The organism is Cellulosimicrobium cellulans (genome assembly GCF_016921195.1).
In the GTDB taxonomy this organism is placed as follows: domain Bacteria; phylum Actinomycetota; class Actinomycetes; order Actinomycetales; family Cellulomonadaceae; genus Cellulosimicrobium; species Cellulosimicrobium cellulans_F.
On record NZ_JAFGYF010000006.1, the window covers coordinates 94,295 to 109,503 of the forward strand.

At 74.6% G+C, this 15,209-nt stretch carries 15 protein-coding genes; 8 read left to right on the top strand and 7 right to left on the bottom strand.

The window, feature by feature from the left end:
• Positions 1-55: 55 nt before the first annotated feature.
• The 5 genes from murA (at position 56) to JN535_RS13670 (ending at position 5,190) form a co-directional block, all read left to right on the top strand.
• Positions 56-1,372, top strand: coding sequence for a UDP-N-acetylglucosamine 1-carboxyvinyltransferase (gene murA / locus JN535_RS13650; RefSeq protein ID WP_205206097.1), 1,317 nt, complete (start codon positions 56-58; stop codon positions 1,370-1,372).
• 74 nt (positions 1,373-1,446) lie between these two features.
• Positions 1,447-2,751, top strand: a complete 1,305-nt coding sequence (locus tag JN535_RS21595) for a sensor histidine kinase (RefSeq protein WP_205206098.1) — start codon at positions 1,447-1,449, stop codon at positions 2,749-2,751.
• Positions 2,748-3,353 (top strand): response regulator transcription factor, encoded by a 606-nt coding sequence (locus tag JN535_RS13660; RefSeq protein ID WP_205206099.1) that lies wholly within the window; start codon positions 2,748-2,750, stop codon positions 3,351-3,353. The genes JN535_RS21595 and JN535_RS13660 overlap by 4 nt, the downstream gene beginning before the upstream one ends.
• Before the next feature lie 32 nt (positions 3,354-3,385).
• Positions 3,386-4,111: a lysophospholipid acyltransferase family protein gene (locus tag JN535_RS13665; RefSeq protein ID WP_205206100.1), complete on the top strand. Its 726-nt coding sequence runs from the start codon at positions 3,386-3,388 to the stop codon at positions 4,109-4,111.
• A 20-nt stretch (positions 4,112-4,131) separates the two neighbouring features.
• Positions 4,132-5,190: an NAD(P)H-dependent glycerol-3-phosphate dehydrogenase gene (locus tag JN535_RS13670; protein WP_205206238.1), complete on the top strand. Its 1,059-nt coding sequence runs from the start codon at positions 4,132-4,134 to the stop codon at positions 5,188-5,190.
• Between the two features lie 36 nt (positions 5,191-5,226).
• Here the strand turns inward: JN535_RS13670 and JN535_RS13675 are convergent, their stop codons facing one another.
• Positions 5,227-5,946: an AMIN-like domain-containing (lipo)protein gene (locus JN535_RS13675; RefSeq protein ID WP_240201147.1), complete on the bottom strand. Its 720-nt coding sequence runs from the start codon at positions 5,944-5,946 to the stop codon at positions 5,227-5,229.
• Between the two features lie 174 nt (positions 5,947-6,120).
• Here JN535_RS13675 and JN535_RS13680 point away from each other — a divergent pair, with 174 nt between their 5' ends.
• On the top strand, positions 6,121-6,480 hold the full coding sequence (locus tag JN535_RS13680) for a DUF6191 domain-containing protein (protein WP_205206101.1): 360 nt from the start codon (positions 6,121-6,123) through the stop codon (positions 6,478-6,480).
• A gap of 16 nt (positions 6,481-6,496) precedes the next feature.
• On the opposite strand, the gene JN535_RS13685 is transcribed toward JN535_RS13680, so the two are convergent.
• The 4 genes from JN535_RS13685 to JN535_RS13700 form a co-directional block, all read right to left on the bottom strand.
• Positions 6,497-7,648 carry a trans-sulfuration enzyme family protein gene (locus JN535_RS13685; protein WP_205206102.1) on the bottom strand — a complete coding sequence of 384 codons (1,152 nt, stop codon included), beginning with the start codon at positions 7,646-7,648 and terminating at the stop codon, positions 6,497-6,499.
• A gap of 152 nt (positions 7,649-7,800) precedes the next feature.
• Positions 7,801-9,015 carry an acyl-CoA dehydrogenase family protein gene (locus tag JN535_RS13690; protein WP_205206103.1) on the bottom strand — a complete coding sequence of 405 codons (1,215 nt, stop codon included), beginning with the start codon at positions 9,013-9,015 and terminating at the stop codon, positions 7,801-7,803.
• A gap of 81 nt (positions 9,016-9,096) precedes the next feature.
• The gene (locus JN535_RS13695) at positions 9,097-10,128 is read right to left on the bottom strand and encodes a CNNM domain-containing protein (protein ID WP_205206104.1); all 1,032 of its coding nucleotides are present in this window, start codon (positions 10,126-10,128) and stop codon (positions 9,097-9,099) included.
• Positions 10,125-11,555, bottom strand: coding sequence for a hemolysin family protein (locus JN535_RS13700; RefSeq protein WP_205206105.1), 1,431 nt, complete (start codon positions 11,553-11,555; stop codon positions 10,125-10,127). Before JN535_RS13700 ends, JN535_RS13695 begins: the two co-directional genes overlap by 4 nt.
• A 208-nt stretch (positions 11,556-11,763) precedes the next feature.
• On the opposite strand from JN535_RS13700, the gene JN535_RS13705 reads away from it, so the two are divergent.
• Positions 11,764-12,933, top strand: a complete 1,170-nt coding sequence (locus JN535_RS13705) for a D-alanine--D-alanine ligase family protein (protein WP_205206106.1) — start codon at positions 11,764-11,766, stop codon at positions 12,931-12,933.
• A 39-nt stretch (positions 12,934-12,972) separates the two neighbouring features.
• On the opposite strand, the gene JN535_RS13710 is transcribed toward JN535_RS13705, so the two are convergent.
• Positions 12,973-13,533 (bottom strand): DUF3515 family protein, encoded by a 561-nt coding sequence (locus JN535_RS13710; protein WP_307868715.1) that lies wholly within the window; start codon positions 13,531-13,533, stop codon positions 12,973-12,975.
• A 64-nt stretch (positions 13,534-13,597) separates the two neighbouring features.
• On the opposite strand from JN535_RS13710, the gene JN535_RS13715 reads away from it, so the two are divergent.
• Positions 13,598-14,608: a thiamine-phosphate kinase gene (locus JN535_RS13715; protein ID WP_205206107.1), complete on the top strand. Its 1,011-nt coding sequence runs from the start codon at positions 13,598-13,600 to the stop codon at positions 14,606-14,608.
• 9 nt (positions 14,609-14,617) lie between these two features.
• On the opposite strand, the gene JN535_RS13720 is transcribed toward JN535_RS13715, so the two are convergent.
• A complete protein-coding gene (locus tag JN535_RS13720) occupies positions 14,618-15,133 on the bottom strand; it encodes a GNAT family N-acetyltransferase (RefSeq protein ID WP_205206108.1) in 516 nt (171 codons plus the stop codon).
• Positions 15,134-15,209: the final 76 nt, after the last annotated feature.

The window sequence follows — 15,209 nt, forward strand, 5'->3', positions numbered from 1 at the left end:
CCCCTGCCCGCAGGGGCACCACGATCATCGGCTGGCGAGAGGGCGACCAGAGCTCATGAAGGATGTGCTGTACGTCGACGGCGGGACCCCGCTGGACGGGACGATCACCGTGCGCGGCGCGAAGAACTTCGTGTCCAAGGCCATGGTGGCGTCGTTGCTGGGGGAGTCGCCGAGCGTGCTGCGCAACGTGCCGCAGATCCGCGACGTCGGCGTCGTGACGGGGCTCCTGGAGCTGCACGGCGTGGCGGTGAAGTCCGACCCGGACGCGGGGATCCTCGACCTGGACCCGTCCAACGTCGAGTCGGCGCACGTCGCGGACATCGACGCGCACGCGGGCTCCAGCCGCATCCCGATCCTGTTCTGCGGCCCGCTGCTGCACCGCCTCGGCGAGGCGTTCATCCCCGACCTCGGCGGGTGCCGGATCGGCGACCGGCCGATCAACTACCACCTGGACATCCTGCGCCAGTTCGGTGCCGTCGTGGACAAGCGCGAGAACGGGATCCACATCCGCGCCCCGCGACGCCTCCAGGGCACCAAGATCGCGCTGCCGTACCCGTCGGTGGGTGCCACGGAGCAGCTCCTGCTCACGGCCGTGCGCGCCGAGGGCATCACGGAGCTGGCGAACGCCGCGATCGAGCCCGAGATCATGGACCTCATCGCGGTGCTCCAGAAGATGGGCGCGATCATCTCGGTCGACACCGACCGCGTGATCCGCATCGAGGGCGTGGACCGCCTCGACGGGTACACGCACACCGCGCTGGGCGACCGCATCGAGGCCGCCTCGTGGGCGTCGGCCGCGCTCGCCACCGGCGGCGACATCACCGTCAAGGGCGCGACGCAGCCCGAGATGATGACGTTCCTCAACACCTTCCGCAAGGTCGGCGGCCGGTTCGACGTGCAGGACGACGGCATCCGGTTCTGGCACCCGGGCGGGGACCTGGACCCCATCGTGCTCGAGACCGACGTGCACCCGGGCTTCATGACGGACTGGCAGCAGCCGCTCGTCGTCGCGCTCACCCAGGCCAAGGGCCTGTCGATCGTGCACGAGACCGTCTACGAGAACCGCTTCGGCTTCACCGACGCGCTGCGCGGCATGGGCGCGACCATCCAGGTCTACAAGGAGTGCCTAGGCGGGCGCGACTGCCGGTTCGGGCAGCGCAACTTCCACCACTCGGCGGTCGTCTCCGGTCCGACGCCGCTCGCCGCGGCCGACATCGAGGTGCCCGACCTGCGCGGCGGCTTCTCCCACCTCATCGCGGCGCTCGCCGCGAAGGGCACGTCGACGGTGCGCGGCATCAGCCTCATCGACCGCGGCTACGAGAACTTCCAGGAGAAGCTGGTCGCGCTCGGCGCCGACGTCCGCCGGGACTGACCGGACCGCCCGTCGCCGCGGGTCATGACGCCTGTCACGGCGGTGCGGCGCGCGTGCGTGGGACGCTGGTCCGCGTGATCACCCGACCGCGCACGTTCCTCGACGTGTGGAGTCGTCGGACCGCCCCTGAGCGGTTCGACGCCTACACGCGCTGGTCGCTGTACCTGCTCTCGCTGTTCGAGCCGTTCCTCGCACTCGTGCTCGTCGGTTCCGACCCGACGTTCCGACCGGGGGTCGTCAGCGCGTGGCTGCTGCTCGTCCTCGCGCACACCGTCACGTGCCTCGCCCTGCTCCGGGCCGGGGTGGTGCACTTCCTCGGGGGCCCGGTCGTGCGCCCGTGGCTGCTCGCGCTCCACGGGGCCGTGTCCCTCGCGGTCGCGATGGTCGGTCTCTGGACCTTCCCCGTCGAGTCGGCGGACGACGTCGCAGCGAGCGCCCGGTACTACGCGCTCCTGGTGGGGTTCGGCTTCGGCACGCTCGCCGTCGTGCCGCTCCTCACGTTCCGTCGCCTCGCGCTGCTCGCCGTCCTGTTCGGCGCCGTCACGGGGTGCGCGGTGTGGGTCGGGACGGGGCCGATCACCCCGACGACCGCCGGCGCGGCGCTCGCCCTCGGCCTCTCCGGCACGGTCATGCTCGTCGCGGTCTTCGGGTCCTACCGGGTGTCGGTGTGGATGCTCGGCATCGTGTGGGAGCAGGAGCGCACGCGCGTGCTGCACGCGCGGCTGGCCGTCGCCGAGGAGCGGCTGCGGTTCTCGCGCGACCTGCACGACGTCTTCGGGCGCACCCTGTCCGTGGTCGCCGTGAAGAGCGAGCTCGCCGCGGAGCTCGCGGCCCGCGGCCGGCCCGGCGCGGAGGAGCAGATGCTCGAGGTACGCCGCATCGCGCAGGACGCGCTGCGCGAGGTGCGCGCCGTCGTCGCGGGCTACCGCACCGCCGACCTCGGCGCCGAGCTCGTGGGCGCGCGCTCGGTGCTGCGCTCGGCGGGCATCGAGACCACCGTGCACGGCGAGGAGACACCGGTCGGCGCCGCGGCGCAGGAGGCGCTCGCGTGGGCGGTCCGGGAGGCGGTGACGAACGTCGTGCGGCACTCGACCGCACGCACCTGCACGATCACCGTCCACCGGGACGGTGCGTCGAGCGTCGTGGAGATCGTCAACGACGGCGCACCTGCGGGCGCAGGCGACGGGCGCGGCTCGGGGCTGGTCGGGCTCCGCGAGCGGTTGGAGGAGGCTGGGGGGAGCCTGCGGACGTGGTTCGACGGCGGGCGGTTCGGCCTCGTCGCGCGCGTGCCGGACGACGGCGCTGCCCGCGGCGCGCCGGCGCGGCAGCCCGACCACGACCTCCCCTCTCCTGCGCCCGAAAGGTCCACGCGCGCGTGATCCGCATCCTGCTCGCCGACGACGAGAACCTCATCCGCGACGCCGTCGCGTCGCTCCTGGCGCTCGAGGACGACCTCGACGTCGTCGCCCAGGCCGCCTCCGGGCCCGAGGCCGTGGCGGCGGCGCTCAAGCACGAGCCCGACGTCGCGGTGCTCGACCTCCAGATGCCCGGCCTGGACGGGGTCGAGGTCGCGCAGCGGCTCGCGCGCGACCTGCCGTCCTGCGGTGTGGTGATCGTCACGAGCCACGGGCGGCCCGGCTACCTCAAGCGGGCGCTGGAGGCGGGCGCGCGCGGGTTCCTCCCCAAGACGGTCTCCTCGCGCGTGCTCGCGGACGTCGTGCGCCAGGTGCGCGACGGCGGCCGGTACGTCGACCCCGAGCTCGCCGCCGAGGCGATCGCGGCGGGTGCGAGCCCGCTCACCGCGCGCGAGGCGGACGTGCTCGAGCTCGCCGCCGACGGCGCGCCCGTCGAGGAGATCGCGACGCGCGCCCACCTGGCTCCCGGCACGGTGCGCAACTACCTGTCGTCGGCGGCGGCCAAGCTCGGGGCGGCGAACCGCCACGAGGCCGCGCACGTCGCCCGGCGGCACGGCTGGATCTGAGCGCGGGGTCGCGCCCGGTAGGCTCGGTGACCGTGCCGAGCCTGCCCGAGACCCCGCGCGCGTACAAGACCCTCGCGTTCTTCCTGCGCCCGATCCTCTTCGCGATCACCCGCCGCGACTGGCGCGGCGCGGAGAACCTGCCCCCGACCGGCTTCATCGCCGCGGCGAACCACGTCACGGAGGTCGACCCCGTGACGCTCGCGCACTTCCTTTACGACCAGGGACGCGCACCCAAGATCACGGCCAAGGCGTCGCTGTGGAAGGTGCCGGTCCTCGGCCGGATCCTCACGAGCACGGGCATGATCCCGGTGCACCGCGGCACGGCGGGTGCGGCGCAGTCGCTCGTCGACTCGACGGCGCGCCTCGCCGAGGGCCAGTGCGTCGTGTTCTTCCCCGAGGGGACGCTGACGCGCGACCCCGACGGCTGGCCCATGGTCGGCAAGACGGGCGTCGCGCGCCTCGCCCTGACGAGCCGCGCCCCGGTGGTGCCCATCGCGCAGTGGGGCGCGGAGCAGCTCCTGGCGCCGTACGGCAAGGTGTTCAAGCCGATCCCGCCCAAGCGGGTCGCCGTCCACGCCGGACCGCCCGTCGACCTGTCCGACCTCTACGACCGCCCGCAGGACACCGCGACGCTGCGCGAGGCGACCGAGCGCATCATGGCGGCGATCACGCGCCAGCTCGAGGAGATCCGCGGCGCGAAGGCGCCCGCGGAGCGCTTCGACCTGCGTCAGCACCCGGGCTCGGAGCGCCGCCGGTGAGCGGGGACCAGACCGTCGAGATCAGCCCCGCGCCGCTCGGCACGGACGACGCGTCCACCGAGGAGCGCGTCGTCGCCGCGGTCCTCGGGTCGGGGAGCTGGGGCACGACGTTCGCCGCCGTGCTCGCCGACGCCGGCTGCGAGGTCCGCCTGTGGGGTCGCGACCCCGAGGTCGCCGCGCAGGTGAACGTCGAGCGACGCAACGAGAAGCGGCTGCCGGGCATCGAGCTGCCCACGGGCATCCGGGCCACGACCGACGCGCGCGACGCGCTCGCCGGGGCGGGCCTGGTGGTCGTCGCGATCCCCTCGCAGGTCGCGCGCACGACGCTCGCCGAGCTGCGTCCGCACCTGGAGCCCGACGCCGTCGCGGTCTCGCTCATGAAGGGCGTCGAGCTGAGCACCGACCGCCGCATGAGCGAGGTCGTCGCGGAGTCCCTCGGACTGCCGCCGGAGCGCGTCGCCGTGGTGTCCGGACCCAACCTGGCGCGGGAGATCGCGCACCGTCAGCCGACGGCGACCGTGGTGTCGTGCGTCGACGAGGACGTGGCGCGGTACGTCGCGCGCGCCTGCTCGTCGTCGTACTTCCGCCCCTACACCAACCGCGACGTGGTCGGGGTCGAGCTGTGCGGGGCGGTGAAGAACGTCATCGCGCTCGCCGTGGGGATCGCCCAGGGCCGGGGGTTCGGCTACAACACGACGGCCACCGTCATCACGCGCGGCCTCGTGGAGATCACGCGGCTCGGGCTCGCGCTCGGGGCGGACGCCGAGACGTTCCCCGGCCTCGCGGGCATGGGGGACCTCGTCGCGACGTGCTCGTCGCCGCTCTCGCGCAACCACACGCTGGGCAAGCACGTCGGCCAGGGGCTGAGCCTCGACGACGCCATCGCGGCGACCGGCGGCACGGCCGAGGGGGTCAAGTCGTGCCGCTCGGTCCTTGAGCTCGCCCAGAAGGTGGGGGTCGAGATGCCGATCACGGCCGGCGTCGTCGCGGTGCTCCACGAGGGGATGCCGGTCGACGAGATGGCGCGCGGCCTCCTCGCCCGCCCCCAGAAGGCCGAGGGGATCTCGGCGGAGCGCTGAGGGGGTCGCCGACCCTCGGGTGGGGCCGCGCGCGCGTCAGTCGTCGTCGCGCACGTCGACGACCACGCGTGTCGGGTCCTCGAGCGAGAACACCCGGAACGGGCGCCGCTCGTCGTCGACCCCGACGAACGCCTGGGTGTACCCCTCGAACACGCCGCGGAGCAGGACCTCCTCGACCTCGCCGTCGTCGCCGGCACGCACCGGGTTGGGCTCGGTGTACTCCTCGACGCCGGTGTCCATGGGGTAGCCCGAGCCGGAGATCATGACCTGCAGGTAGGCGTCGCCGTCGACCGTCGCGACGTTGCCGCTGCCGTCGTCGACCGGCTGGTCGACGTACTCCACGCGCCACCCGGGCGTCCCGGTGCCGCCGAGCTCGAGGACGACCCGGTCGTACCCGTCGTGGTGCCCGATCCGGATGTCCGTCACGGTGAGCGCCGCGTCCGCGGAGGGGTCCTGCGTGTCCGGGTCGGTGTTCGCGGGGAACGGGAGCGGTGCTTCGGTCGCGTCGTCGGCCGGTGCCGTGGAGCCGTCCGTCGGGCTCTCGCCCGGGCCGTCGGTCGGTGAGTCGGTGGGGCTGGGGGAGCCGCTCGTCGCGGTGCCCGACGGCGACGGGGAGTCGTCCGTGCCGCCGGGGGAGCATGCGGCGAGCGAGAGCGCCAGCAGCCCGACGACGGCCGTCGCGACCCGCGGTGACGTCACGGTCGCGCGTCGCCCCCGGTCGCCACGGTCCGTGCGCATCGTTCCTCGTGCGTCCATGGGACCGATCGTAGAAACCGCAGGTCACGCTCGCGCGACGGCCAGAGCACGGTCCGGTCCCGGTCCGGTCACGGAGGCGTCTCGACGGGACCTCGCCCGCGTCTCGTAGACCGTGCGCGCCGGGGGTCTGCGGACCCGTGGCCCCGCCCACGTGGTCGACGCTAGGCTCGGAGGATGCTGCAGGGGACCGGCGCAGACGTGGTGGGTGTGCTCGTCGCGATCGCGCTCACGGTGCTGCTCGTGGCTGGGATCGCGCGGTTCACCTCGGGCGCCGAGGCGCGCGCCCGCCGCGACGCGGGCGGGGGCGAGAGCGCGTCGTCTGGCATGTTCGGCGAGATCGTCGAGATCTTCCAGCCCAGCCGCACGCACCTCACCGAGGAGAAGGAGCGCCAGCGCCTCGACATCGTGCAGCGCCCCGCCGAGGGCCGCCCGTTCGACGTCGACCTCGACGGCGGCGTCTTCTACGTCCCGACGGACTCGACGGACTCGACGGACCCGACGCGGTCCCGGCGCCCGGGCACCGGCGCGCGGTAGCGGACCCCGCGCGAGGTCAGCCGGCGGACGCCCGCAGCGCCTGGTCGAGGTCCCGCCAGAGGTCCTCGACGTCCTCGATGCCCACGGAGAGCCGCAGCAGGTCCTCGGGGACCGTGAGCGACTCGGTCGCGAACCGGCGACGACGCTCCAGGCTCGACTCCACGCCCCCGAGGCTCGTCGCAGGCACCCACAGGCGCACGGCACCGACGACGGCGTCAGCGCCTGCGGCGCCGCCGCGCGGCCGAAGCCCGAGGATCGACCCGTAGCCCGTCATGAGGCGCGACGCGCGATCATGCCCGGGATCGGCGGGCAGGCTCGGGTGGCGCACCTCGACGACGTCGGGGTGGTCCGCGAGACGCTGGGCGAGCTCCGCCGCGTTCGCCTGCGAGCGTTCCACGCGCAGCGCGAGCGTGCGCAGCCCGCGCAGCGCGAGCCACACCTCGAACGGGCCGGGGATCGACCCGTGGAGCGTCCGGTAGGCCCGCAGCGTCGCGGTGAGCTCGGCCGTGCGCGCGACGGCGGCCCCGAGGACGACGTCGGAGTGCCCGGCGAGGTACTTCGTCACCGAGTGCACGACGACGTCCGCGCCGTGGGAGAGCGGCTGCTGCCCCAGAGGCGTCGCGAACGTGTTGTCGACGGCGGTGAGGACGCCGCGCTCGCGCGCGGCCGCGAGCAGCACGGGCAGGTCGGCGACCTCGAGCATGGGGTTCGTCGGGGACTCGACGAGCAGGAGCGAGGCCCCGTCGAGCGCGGCGACGACCTGGTCGGTGTCCGCGACGTCGACGCGGACGACCTCGACCCCCGCGCGCGCGGCGAGGTCGTCGGCGAAGCCGAGCGTCACCTGGTACGCGTGCCGGGGGAGCACGACCTTGCCACCGGCCGGGACGACCGAGAAGACCGCCGCGATCGCCGCCATCCCGGAACCGAAGACCACGCCGGCCTGCTCGCCGCCCTCGAGCGCGGCGAGCGCCTCCTCGAACGGGTGCCACGTCTCGGTGTCCATGCGGGTGTACAGGAGCTCTCCGGGCTGCTGGACGCCTTGCGAGACGTACGTCGAGGACAGGACGATCGGCGGGTTCACGGGCGCGCCCTGCGCCCGCTCGGGCCGTCCCGCGGCGACGGCGACGGTAGCGGGGGAGAGGGCGGCGGGGACGTGCGGGTCGCTCATGGCGGCAGCGTACGCCCGGGGCCGTGACGCGTGCCCCGGGCGATCACCTCCCGGTCACGCCTCCCGTCCCCGGCTTCCGCCGAGCATGCGGTCGTGGCCCGTCCGGTGCTCAGGACGGGCCGCAGCCACATGCTCGGCGGGCGACGCGCCGCTCAGTCGAGCGGGCCCAGCAGGGACTGCGCGACCGTGGAGTGCGCGGACTCGTCGTCGGACGGGTGGAAGATCCCGGCGAGCACGTCGCGGTACAGGCGGCCCAGCTCGTTCCCGGCGAAGTAGCTGGACCCGCCGGCGACGCGCACCATCTGGTCGACGACCGTCTTCGCGGTCTCCGTGGCGCGCACCTTGAGCCCCGCGGTCGCGCGGAACCAGCCCGCGCCGCGGTCGACGAGCGCGTCGAGCTCGCCCGCGACGGTGTCGATCTGCGGCCACACCGCGTCGAGCGCGAGAGCCGCGTCCGCGAGGCGCCAGCGGATGTCGGGATCCTGCGCGAGCGACGCGCCGTCGTTCTTCATCGACGTCCGGCGACGCGCCGCGGCGACGCCCAGCTCGAGCGCGCGCTCCGCGATCCCGGTGTAGACGGACGCGAGGAGGGTCTCGAACGTCGTGAAGATCCCGACGACGAGCGGGTCGAGCGTGGGGCCGGGCGCAAGGCGCCGGACGACCCGGTCGGCCGGCGCGTGGGCGCCGTCGAGCACCGTGGATCGGGACTGCGACGCGCGCATGCCCATCGTGTCCCAGTCGTCGAGGACCTCGACGCCGGCGTCCCGGGGGACGAACGCGTGCACGAGGCGCGGGGCGTCGTCGGACGTCGTGTCCAGGCCGAGGACGCCGAGGCGCGTCCACGCGGGCGAGTTGGACGTGAAGATCTTGCGGCCGTGGAACGTGTAGCCGCCCGCGCCGTCCGGACGTGCCTCGGTGCGCGAGCCGAGCAGGACGAGGTCGTTGCCGCCCTCGGAGTACCCGAAGCCGAACACCTCGCCGCGACCGGCCTCCTCGAGCAGCCAGTCGAGCGAGTCGTCGCCGCGCTCGTGCAGGTAGCGCGCGACGCCGGTCCACACGTGGTGCATGTTCACCGCGAGTGCCGTCGCGGGCGCCGCGCCCGCGAGCCGCGCCTGCTCGTGCGCGACCTCGCGCAGGCCGAGGCCGGCGCCGCCGAACGACGTGGGCACGAGCGCGCGCAGGTATCCCGCCTCGATCAGGGCGGCGAGGTCCTCGTCGAAGAACGCGTTGTCGCGGTCGTAGCCCCCGGCGCGGCCGCGGACGGCGTCGAGGAGGTCGTCCGTGAGGAGCGTGCGCGGGGCGGGGAAGGGCGGAGCGAACGGCGTGGCGAGGGGCGCGGCGGACGGCGGGGGGACGGGCGTGGACATGGCCTGCCTTCGGTCGGTGCGGACGGCGAGGGGCCCCGGCGACGTGCGTCACCGAGGCTCCTCCACCGTACGCCGGACCGGTCAGCCGACGAGCACCGGCGTCGGCTCCTCCGGGGACGGCAGGATGCGGCGCAGCACGTCGGCGAGCGTCACGACGCCGACGAACCGCTCGCCGTCCATGACGATCGCGAGCTGCTCGCTCGACTCGCGCATGCGCGCGAGCGCGGCGTGCACGGTCGTCCCCGACGCGAGCACGAACCCGGGGCGCGCGAGCTCCCCGGCGGGCCGGTCGTCCGGCTCCAGGAGCGTGTCGCGCACGTGCACGACCTTCGGGACGACGCTCCCGTTCTGGACGAGGATGCGCAGGTGCCCCGACCGGGCGGAGGCCGCGCGGACGTCCGCCGCCGTGGCCGTCGCGGGGACCGACGTCGGGCGGCCCTCGGCCGGCACGAGCGCGTCGACCGTGAGGGTCTCGAGCTCGATGACGCCCGAGATCTGGACGCGGTACGACGCCTCGAGCGCGCCGACGTTCGCCGAGTGCTCCACGAGGTGCCGCAGGGTCGCGGGGTCCTGCCCGCCGCCCTCGACGTTCTCGACGGGCTCGACGCCCACGGCCCGCACGCAGCGGTTCGCGAGCGCGTTGAGCCAGCGCAGGAGCGGGCGGAAGGCCCACATGAACCCGCGCATCGGCAGCGCCAGCAGGGTGGCCGAGCGCTCCGGGTGCGCGATCGCCCAGGACTTGGGCGCCATCTCGCCGATGACGAGGTGGAGGAACGTCACGACGACGAGCGCGAGCACGAAGCCCGCGACGTCGGCGGCCCACAGCGGTGCGCCCCAGGTCTCGAAGACCGGGGTGAGCCAGTGGTGCACCGCGGGCTTGGTGATGGCGCCCAGCGCGAGCGTGCACGCCGTGATGCCGAGCTGCGCACCGGCCATGAGCAGCGTGAGCTCGTTCGAGCTGCGCAGCGCGGCGCGCGCCGCGCGGCTCGCCGGCGCGGCGTCCTCGAGCCGGTGCCGCTTGGCGCCGAGGAGCGCGAACTCCACGGCGACGAAGAACGCGCTGAGCGCGATGATGGCGACGGTCGCCACGACGACGACCCAGGGGTTGCTCATCGGGTCTCCTCCGCTGCGTCCGTCGGGCGGGCAGTCTCGTGCGTGGTGGGGTGCGCGTCGTCGTCCGCCGGGGCGTCGCCCCGCTGCTCGACGAGCCGGACGCGCACGAGGCGCGGCACGTGCCGCTCGACCGACAGGACGTCGACGACGAGCGTGCGGTGCACGGGCTCGTCGTGGACGAGGTCGGCCGGGTCGTCCGGGAGCGGGACCTCGATCGTGTCGCCCGCGCGCGGCAGGGCGCCGTGCTGGGCGATGAGGAGCCCGGAGACCGTCTCGTGGTCGCCGCGGGGCAGGTCGTGGCCGAGCGCGCGCTCCGCCTCGTCGACGTGGACGTCGCCGCCCATGACCCACACGCCGTCCTCCTCGGCCGTGACCGTGACGGGCTGCTCCGGGTCGTGCTCGTCGGTGATCTCGCCCACGAGCTCCTCGGCGAGGTCCTCGACGGTCAGCACGCCGGTGAAACCGCCGTACTCGTCGATGACGCACGCGAGCTGGTTGCGCGTGGAGTTGAGCTGCGCGAGCGCGTCGGGCAGCGTCATCGCCGTCGGCAGCACGACGGCCGGGCGCATGAGGTCGGTCACGGCAGCGTCGTCGGGCAGGTCGGTCGCGAGGACGTCGGCGAGCTGGACGACGCCGAGCGGCTGGTCGGTCTCGTCGACCACCGGGTAGCGCGTGTGCGCGCGGGCCATGAGCTCGCGCACCTCGGCGACCGTGGCCTCGGGGCGCACCGTGCCGACGCGCGAGCGGGGGATCATCGCGTGCTCGACGTCCTGCTGGGGGAAGTCGAGGATGCGGTCGAGCAGCACGGACAGCTCGTCGGGCAGGTCCCCGCTCTCACGCGAGTCGGCCACGATGTGCTCGAGGTCGCGCGCGGTCGCGGTGTTGTCGACGTCGTGCACTGGCTCGATCTTCAGCAGGCGCAGCAGGGCGTTGGACGCCTTGTCGAACACCGCGATGAGCCAGCCGAACACCGTGAGGTACGCGGACGTGGAGCGCGCCAGGCCCTTCGCGAGCGGCTCGGGCCGGGCGATGGCGAGGTTCTTGGGGAACAGCTCGCCGAAGAGCATCTGGACGATCGTCGAGAGCACGAGGGCGAGGACGGTGCCCACCGCCACGCCGACGCCCGTGGGGACGCCGACGCCGCCGAGCATCGTGCCCAGCGACTCGCCGATGAGGGGCTCGGCCACGTAGCCGACGAGGAGTCCCGTCACGGTGATGCCGAGCTGGGCCCCGGACAGGACGAAGGACGTGCGCCGGGTGACGGCGAGCGCGCGCCGGGCCGACTCGTCGCCGGCCTCCGCCTTGGCCCCCAGGCGGGAGCGGTCGACGGTCATGTAGGCGAACTCCTGGGCGACGAAGTAGGCCGTCGCCGCCGTGATCGCGAGAACCACGAGGAGCCCGAGCAGGAGGGAGAGGAAGGTCGTCATCGTGCCCGCACCGCCCTCCGGTCGTCGGGGACGCGTTCGCGCGTCCGCTCGCTGCCGGGGCCGGTGCGGCCGGGACTATGGTCGGGGTCGTCGGCCGCGGGGGCCTCGAGAGTCGTGTCTTCCACGGCACTCCCAACGCAGGACGTCCCCGGATCGTTCCCGGTGACGCGTCGGGTACGCGAGCAGGCGTCCGGTAGGGTCGTCCGCGATGTCCAGCCAGAGCCCCGACCGGTCCGTGCCGTCCACCGACGAGCACCCCACCGGCGCGCCCCGCAAGCCCCGCGTCCTCGTGCTGTTCGGGGGGCGCTCCGGTGAGCACGCCATCTCCGCGGCGACCGCCGCGGGCGTCCTGCGCGCGATCGACCGGTCGCGCTACGACGTCGTCCCCGTCGGGATCACGACGACGGGGGAGTGGGTCCTCGCGGCCGACGAGCCCGCACGCTGGGAGATCACGGAAGGGCGCCTGCCGCAGGTCGAGCCGACGGGCGAGGAGGTCATCCTCCCCCTGTCGACCGGGCGGCGGGAGCTGCGCGTCCTCACCCCGGGCGACGTCCCGCGCGTGCTCGGCGAGGTGGACGTCGTCTTCCCGCTGCTGCACGGCCCGTACGGCGAGGACGGCACGCTCCAGGGGATGCTCGAGCTCGCCGACGTCCGCTACGTCGGCGCGGGCGTCCTGGCGTCCGCCGTCGGCATGGACAAGCACTTCATGAAGCTCGTGCTCGCGGGCGAGGGTCTGCCCGTCTCGCCGTACACCGTGATCCGCCCGGGCGAGTTCGAGCGCGACCCGGAGGCGTGGACGCAGACCGTGGCGGCTCTCGGCCTGCCCGTCTTCGTCAAGCCCGCGCGCGCCGGGTCGAGCCTCGGCATCTCCAAGGTCGACGACCTCGCGGACCTCCCCGCGGCCGTCGCCGCCGCGCAGGAGCACGACCCCAAGGTGATCGTCGAGGCGGGCGTCGTCGGACGGGAGATCGAGTGCGCCGTCCTCGGGGGCCGCGGGGGCGCGCGTCCGCGCGCGTCGCTGCCCGGCGAGATCGTCGTCACGGGCGAGGCGCACGACTTCTACGACTTCGAGGCCAAGTACCTCGACGAGGCCGGGGTCGAGCTGTCGTGCCCGGCCGACCTGCCCGAGCACCTCGTCGAGCGCGTGCGCGAGATCGCGATCCGCACGTTCGAGGCGGTCGGCGCCGAGGGCCTCTCGCGCGTCGACGTCTTCGTCACGCCCGACGAGCAGGTCGTCGTCAACGAGATCAACACGATGCCCGGCTTCACGCCGTTCTCGATGTACCCGCGCATGTGGGAGAAGTCGGGGCTGAGCTACCCCGAGCTCATCGACGAGCTCGTCGCGCTCGCGCTCGAGCGGCCCACCGGCCTGCGCTGACCGCCCGGCCGCGGTCGGACCCGCGGCCGCGCCCCCGGCTCACCCCACGTCGGCCACGCCGACGCACGCGCGCGTCTGCGGGACCTCCATGACCGCGCGGCCGAGGTCCGCGATGAACGACGTCGAGTGGCCCTCGGTGACGGCGGGCGGCACGACGACCTGCACCGCGGGGTCGCGACCGTAGGTCGTGAACGTCCACGTGCCGGCGTCCTCGACGACGAGCCAGTCCACGCTGCCGCCCTCGGACTCGACGCTCTGGCACGCGGTCGTCGTGGGCCCGGGCACCTCGACGCCGCACCGCAGCGTCACCGCAGCACCGGGCTCGCCCCACGCCGCCGTGGCCTGGCTCGTCGTGCCGACCTTCGGCAGGTCCTCGCCCAGCGACTCGGGCAGCGCGAGCACGACGTCCGCGCACAGCGGGTTCTGCGCGTCGTCCGCCACCGGGACACCGATCCGCGGCGCGCACGCGGCGGTCGCGACGACCGCGCCGAGGAGCGCGGGCACGGCGAGCCGGCGGGCCAGGGGACGCCGCGACGAGCGGCGAGGCCGGGACGCGCGGTGGCGGGAGGACGGCGAGGCGGGAGGGACGACGTCGGGCACGCGACCACCGTAGCGGCCCGCGGCGGGTGCCCGTGACCGCCCGGGCGACGACTAGGGTGGCGCCGTGAGCGAGACGCCCCTGCTGGTCCGCGACGTGCCCGAGGAGGCGCTCCTCGCCCGGATCTTCCCCCTGCTGCCCACCGCGCCGACCACCCTCGTCGGGCCGGGGGACGACTGCGCCGTCGTCGCGGCGCCCGACGGCCGCTACGTCGTGTCGACCGACGTCCTCGTCGAGGACCGGCACTTCCGCCGGCGCTGGTCGTCCGGGTACGACGTCGGCTGGCGGGCCGCGGTGCAGAACCTCGCGGACGTCGTGTCCATGGGCGCGCGCCCCGCGGCGCTCGTGGTGTCGCTCGTCATGCCGGGCGACCTGCCCGTCGACTGGGTCATCGGCCTCGCGCGCGGCCTCGCCGACGCGTGCACGCCGCTGGGTGCCGCCGTCGTCGGCGGGGACCTGTCCGGGGGCGACCAGGTCGTCGTCGCGGTCACCGTCCACGGCGACCTCGAGGGCCGCGAGCCCGTCCTGCGCTCCGGCGCGCGCCCGGACGACGTCGTGGCCCTCGCCGGGACGCTCGGGAGGTCCGCCGCGGGTCTCGCGCTGCTCGACGCCGACCGGGCCGACGTCGACGACGCGCTCGTCCTCGCGCACCTGCGCCCCGACCCCCCGCTCGCCGCGGGTCCCGCGGCCGCCGACGCCGGCGCGACCGCGATGATGGACGTGTCCGACGGGCTGCTGCGGGACGCGGGCCGGATGGCGCGGGCGAGCGGCGTCGTCGTGGACCTCGAGCTCGCCGCTCTGGGTGTGGACCGCGACCGGCTGCGCGCGGCGGGCGCGGCGCTCGACGGCGCGAGCGGGGACGGTGCCGGGGCGAGCGACGGCGACCGCGCCGACGGCTGGGTGCTGTCGGGAGGCGAGGACCACGCGCTGCTCGCGACGTTCCCCGCGGACGTCGACCTGCCGGACGGGTTCCGCGCGATCGGCACCGTCCGACGTACGGGGTGCGGCGACCCCGGTGTCCGGGTCGACGGCCGCGTCGCGCGCCGCGCGACCGGCTGGGACCACTTCCGCGCCTGAGCGCGACGGTCAGCTCCGGCGGTAGCGCACCGCGGTGAGGTCCTTGCCGCCGATGTCGTCGCGGCGCTCGACGCCGTCGGGCGTGAAGCCGTGGCGGCGGTAGAAGCGGCGCGCGCGCTCCGCGTCCTCGAGGACCCAGAGCGTGACGGTCGTGCCGGGGCGAACCTCGCCCAGCATGGTCCGCATGAGGTCGCGCGCGACGCCCCGCCCCCAGGACTCGGGGTCGAGGTAGATGGCGTAGATCTCGAGGTCGCCGGGCTCGGCGTCCTCGTCACGGCTCGGGCCGAGCGTCGCGAAGCCGATCGTGCGGCCGTCGGCGTCGGCGAGCCAGGTGCGGGCCCCGGCGGTGGCGAGGCTCTGGACCCAGTGCTTCTCGCGCTGGTCGTGGTCGAGCGAGGCCAGGTACTCGTCGGGGACGATGCCCGCGTAGGCACCCCGCCACGACGCGATGTGCACGGCCGCGATGGCGCTCGCGTCCGCGGGAGCGGCCGGGCGGATGGTTACCTCGCTCAGTTCCGTCACCATGCACAAAGACTGCCACCCGGGTGGCGATCCACCAAACCGCTTTGTCCCGATCTCCAGGAGATCTCCGCATCTGCCG

Excerpts from the sequence above, each read along its gene's own strand:
- murA (WP_205206097.1), top strand. The coding sequence starts at position 56 with ATGAAGGATGTGCTGTACGTCGACGGCGGGACCCCGCTGGACGGGACG.
- JN535_RS13675 (WP_240201147.1), bottom strand. The coding sequence starts at position 5,946 with ATGGACGCACGAGGAACGATGCGCACGGACCGTGGCGACCGGGGGCGA.
- JN535_RS13680 (WP_205206101.1), top strand. The coding sequence starts at position 6,121 with ATGCTGCAGGGGACCGGCGCAGACGTGGTGGGTGTGCTCGTCGCGATC.
- JN535_RS13685 (WP_205206102.1), bottom strand. The coding sequence starts at position 7,648 with ATGAGCGACCCGCACGTCCCCGCCGCCCTCTCCCCCGCTACCGTCGCC.
- JN535_RS13690 (WP_205206103.1), bottom strand. The coding sequence starts at position 9,015 with ATGTCCACGCCCGTCCCCCCGCCGTCCGCCGCGCCCCTCGCCACGCCG.
- JN535_RS13695 (WP_205206104.1), bottom strand. The coding sequence starts at position 10,128 with ATGAGCAACCCCTGGGTCGTCGTCGTGGCGACCGTCGCCATCATCGCG.
- JN535_RS13700 (WP_205206105.1), bottom strand. The coding sequence starts at position 11,555 with ATGACGACCTTCCTCTCCCTCCTGCTCGGGCTCCTCGTGGTTCTCGCG.
- JN535_RS13705 (WP_205206106.1), top strand. The coding sequence starts at position 11,764 with ATGTCCAGCCAGAGCCCCGACCGGTCCGTGCCGTCCACCGACGAGCAC.
- JN535_RS13720 (WP_205206108.1), bottom strand. The coding sequence starts at position 15,133 with ATGGTGACGGAACTGAGCGAGGTAACCATCCGCCCGGCCGCTCCCGCG.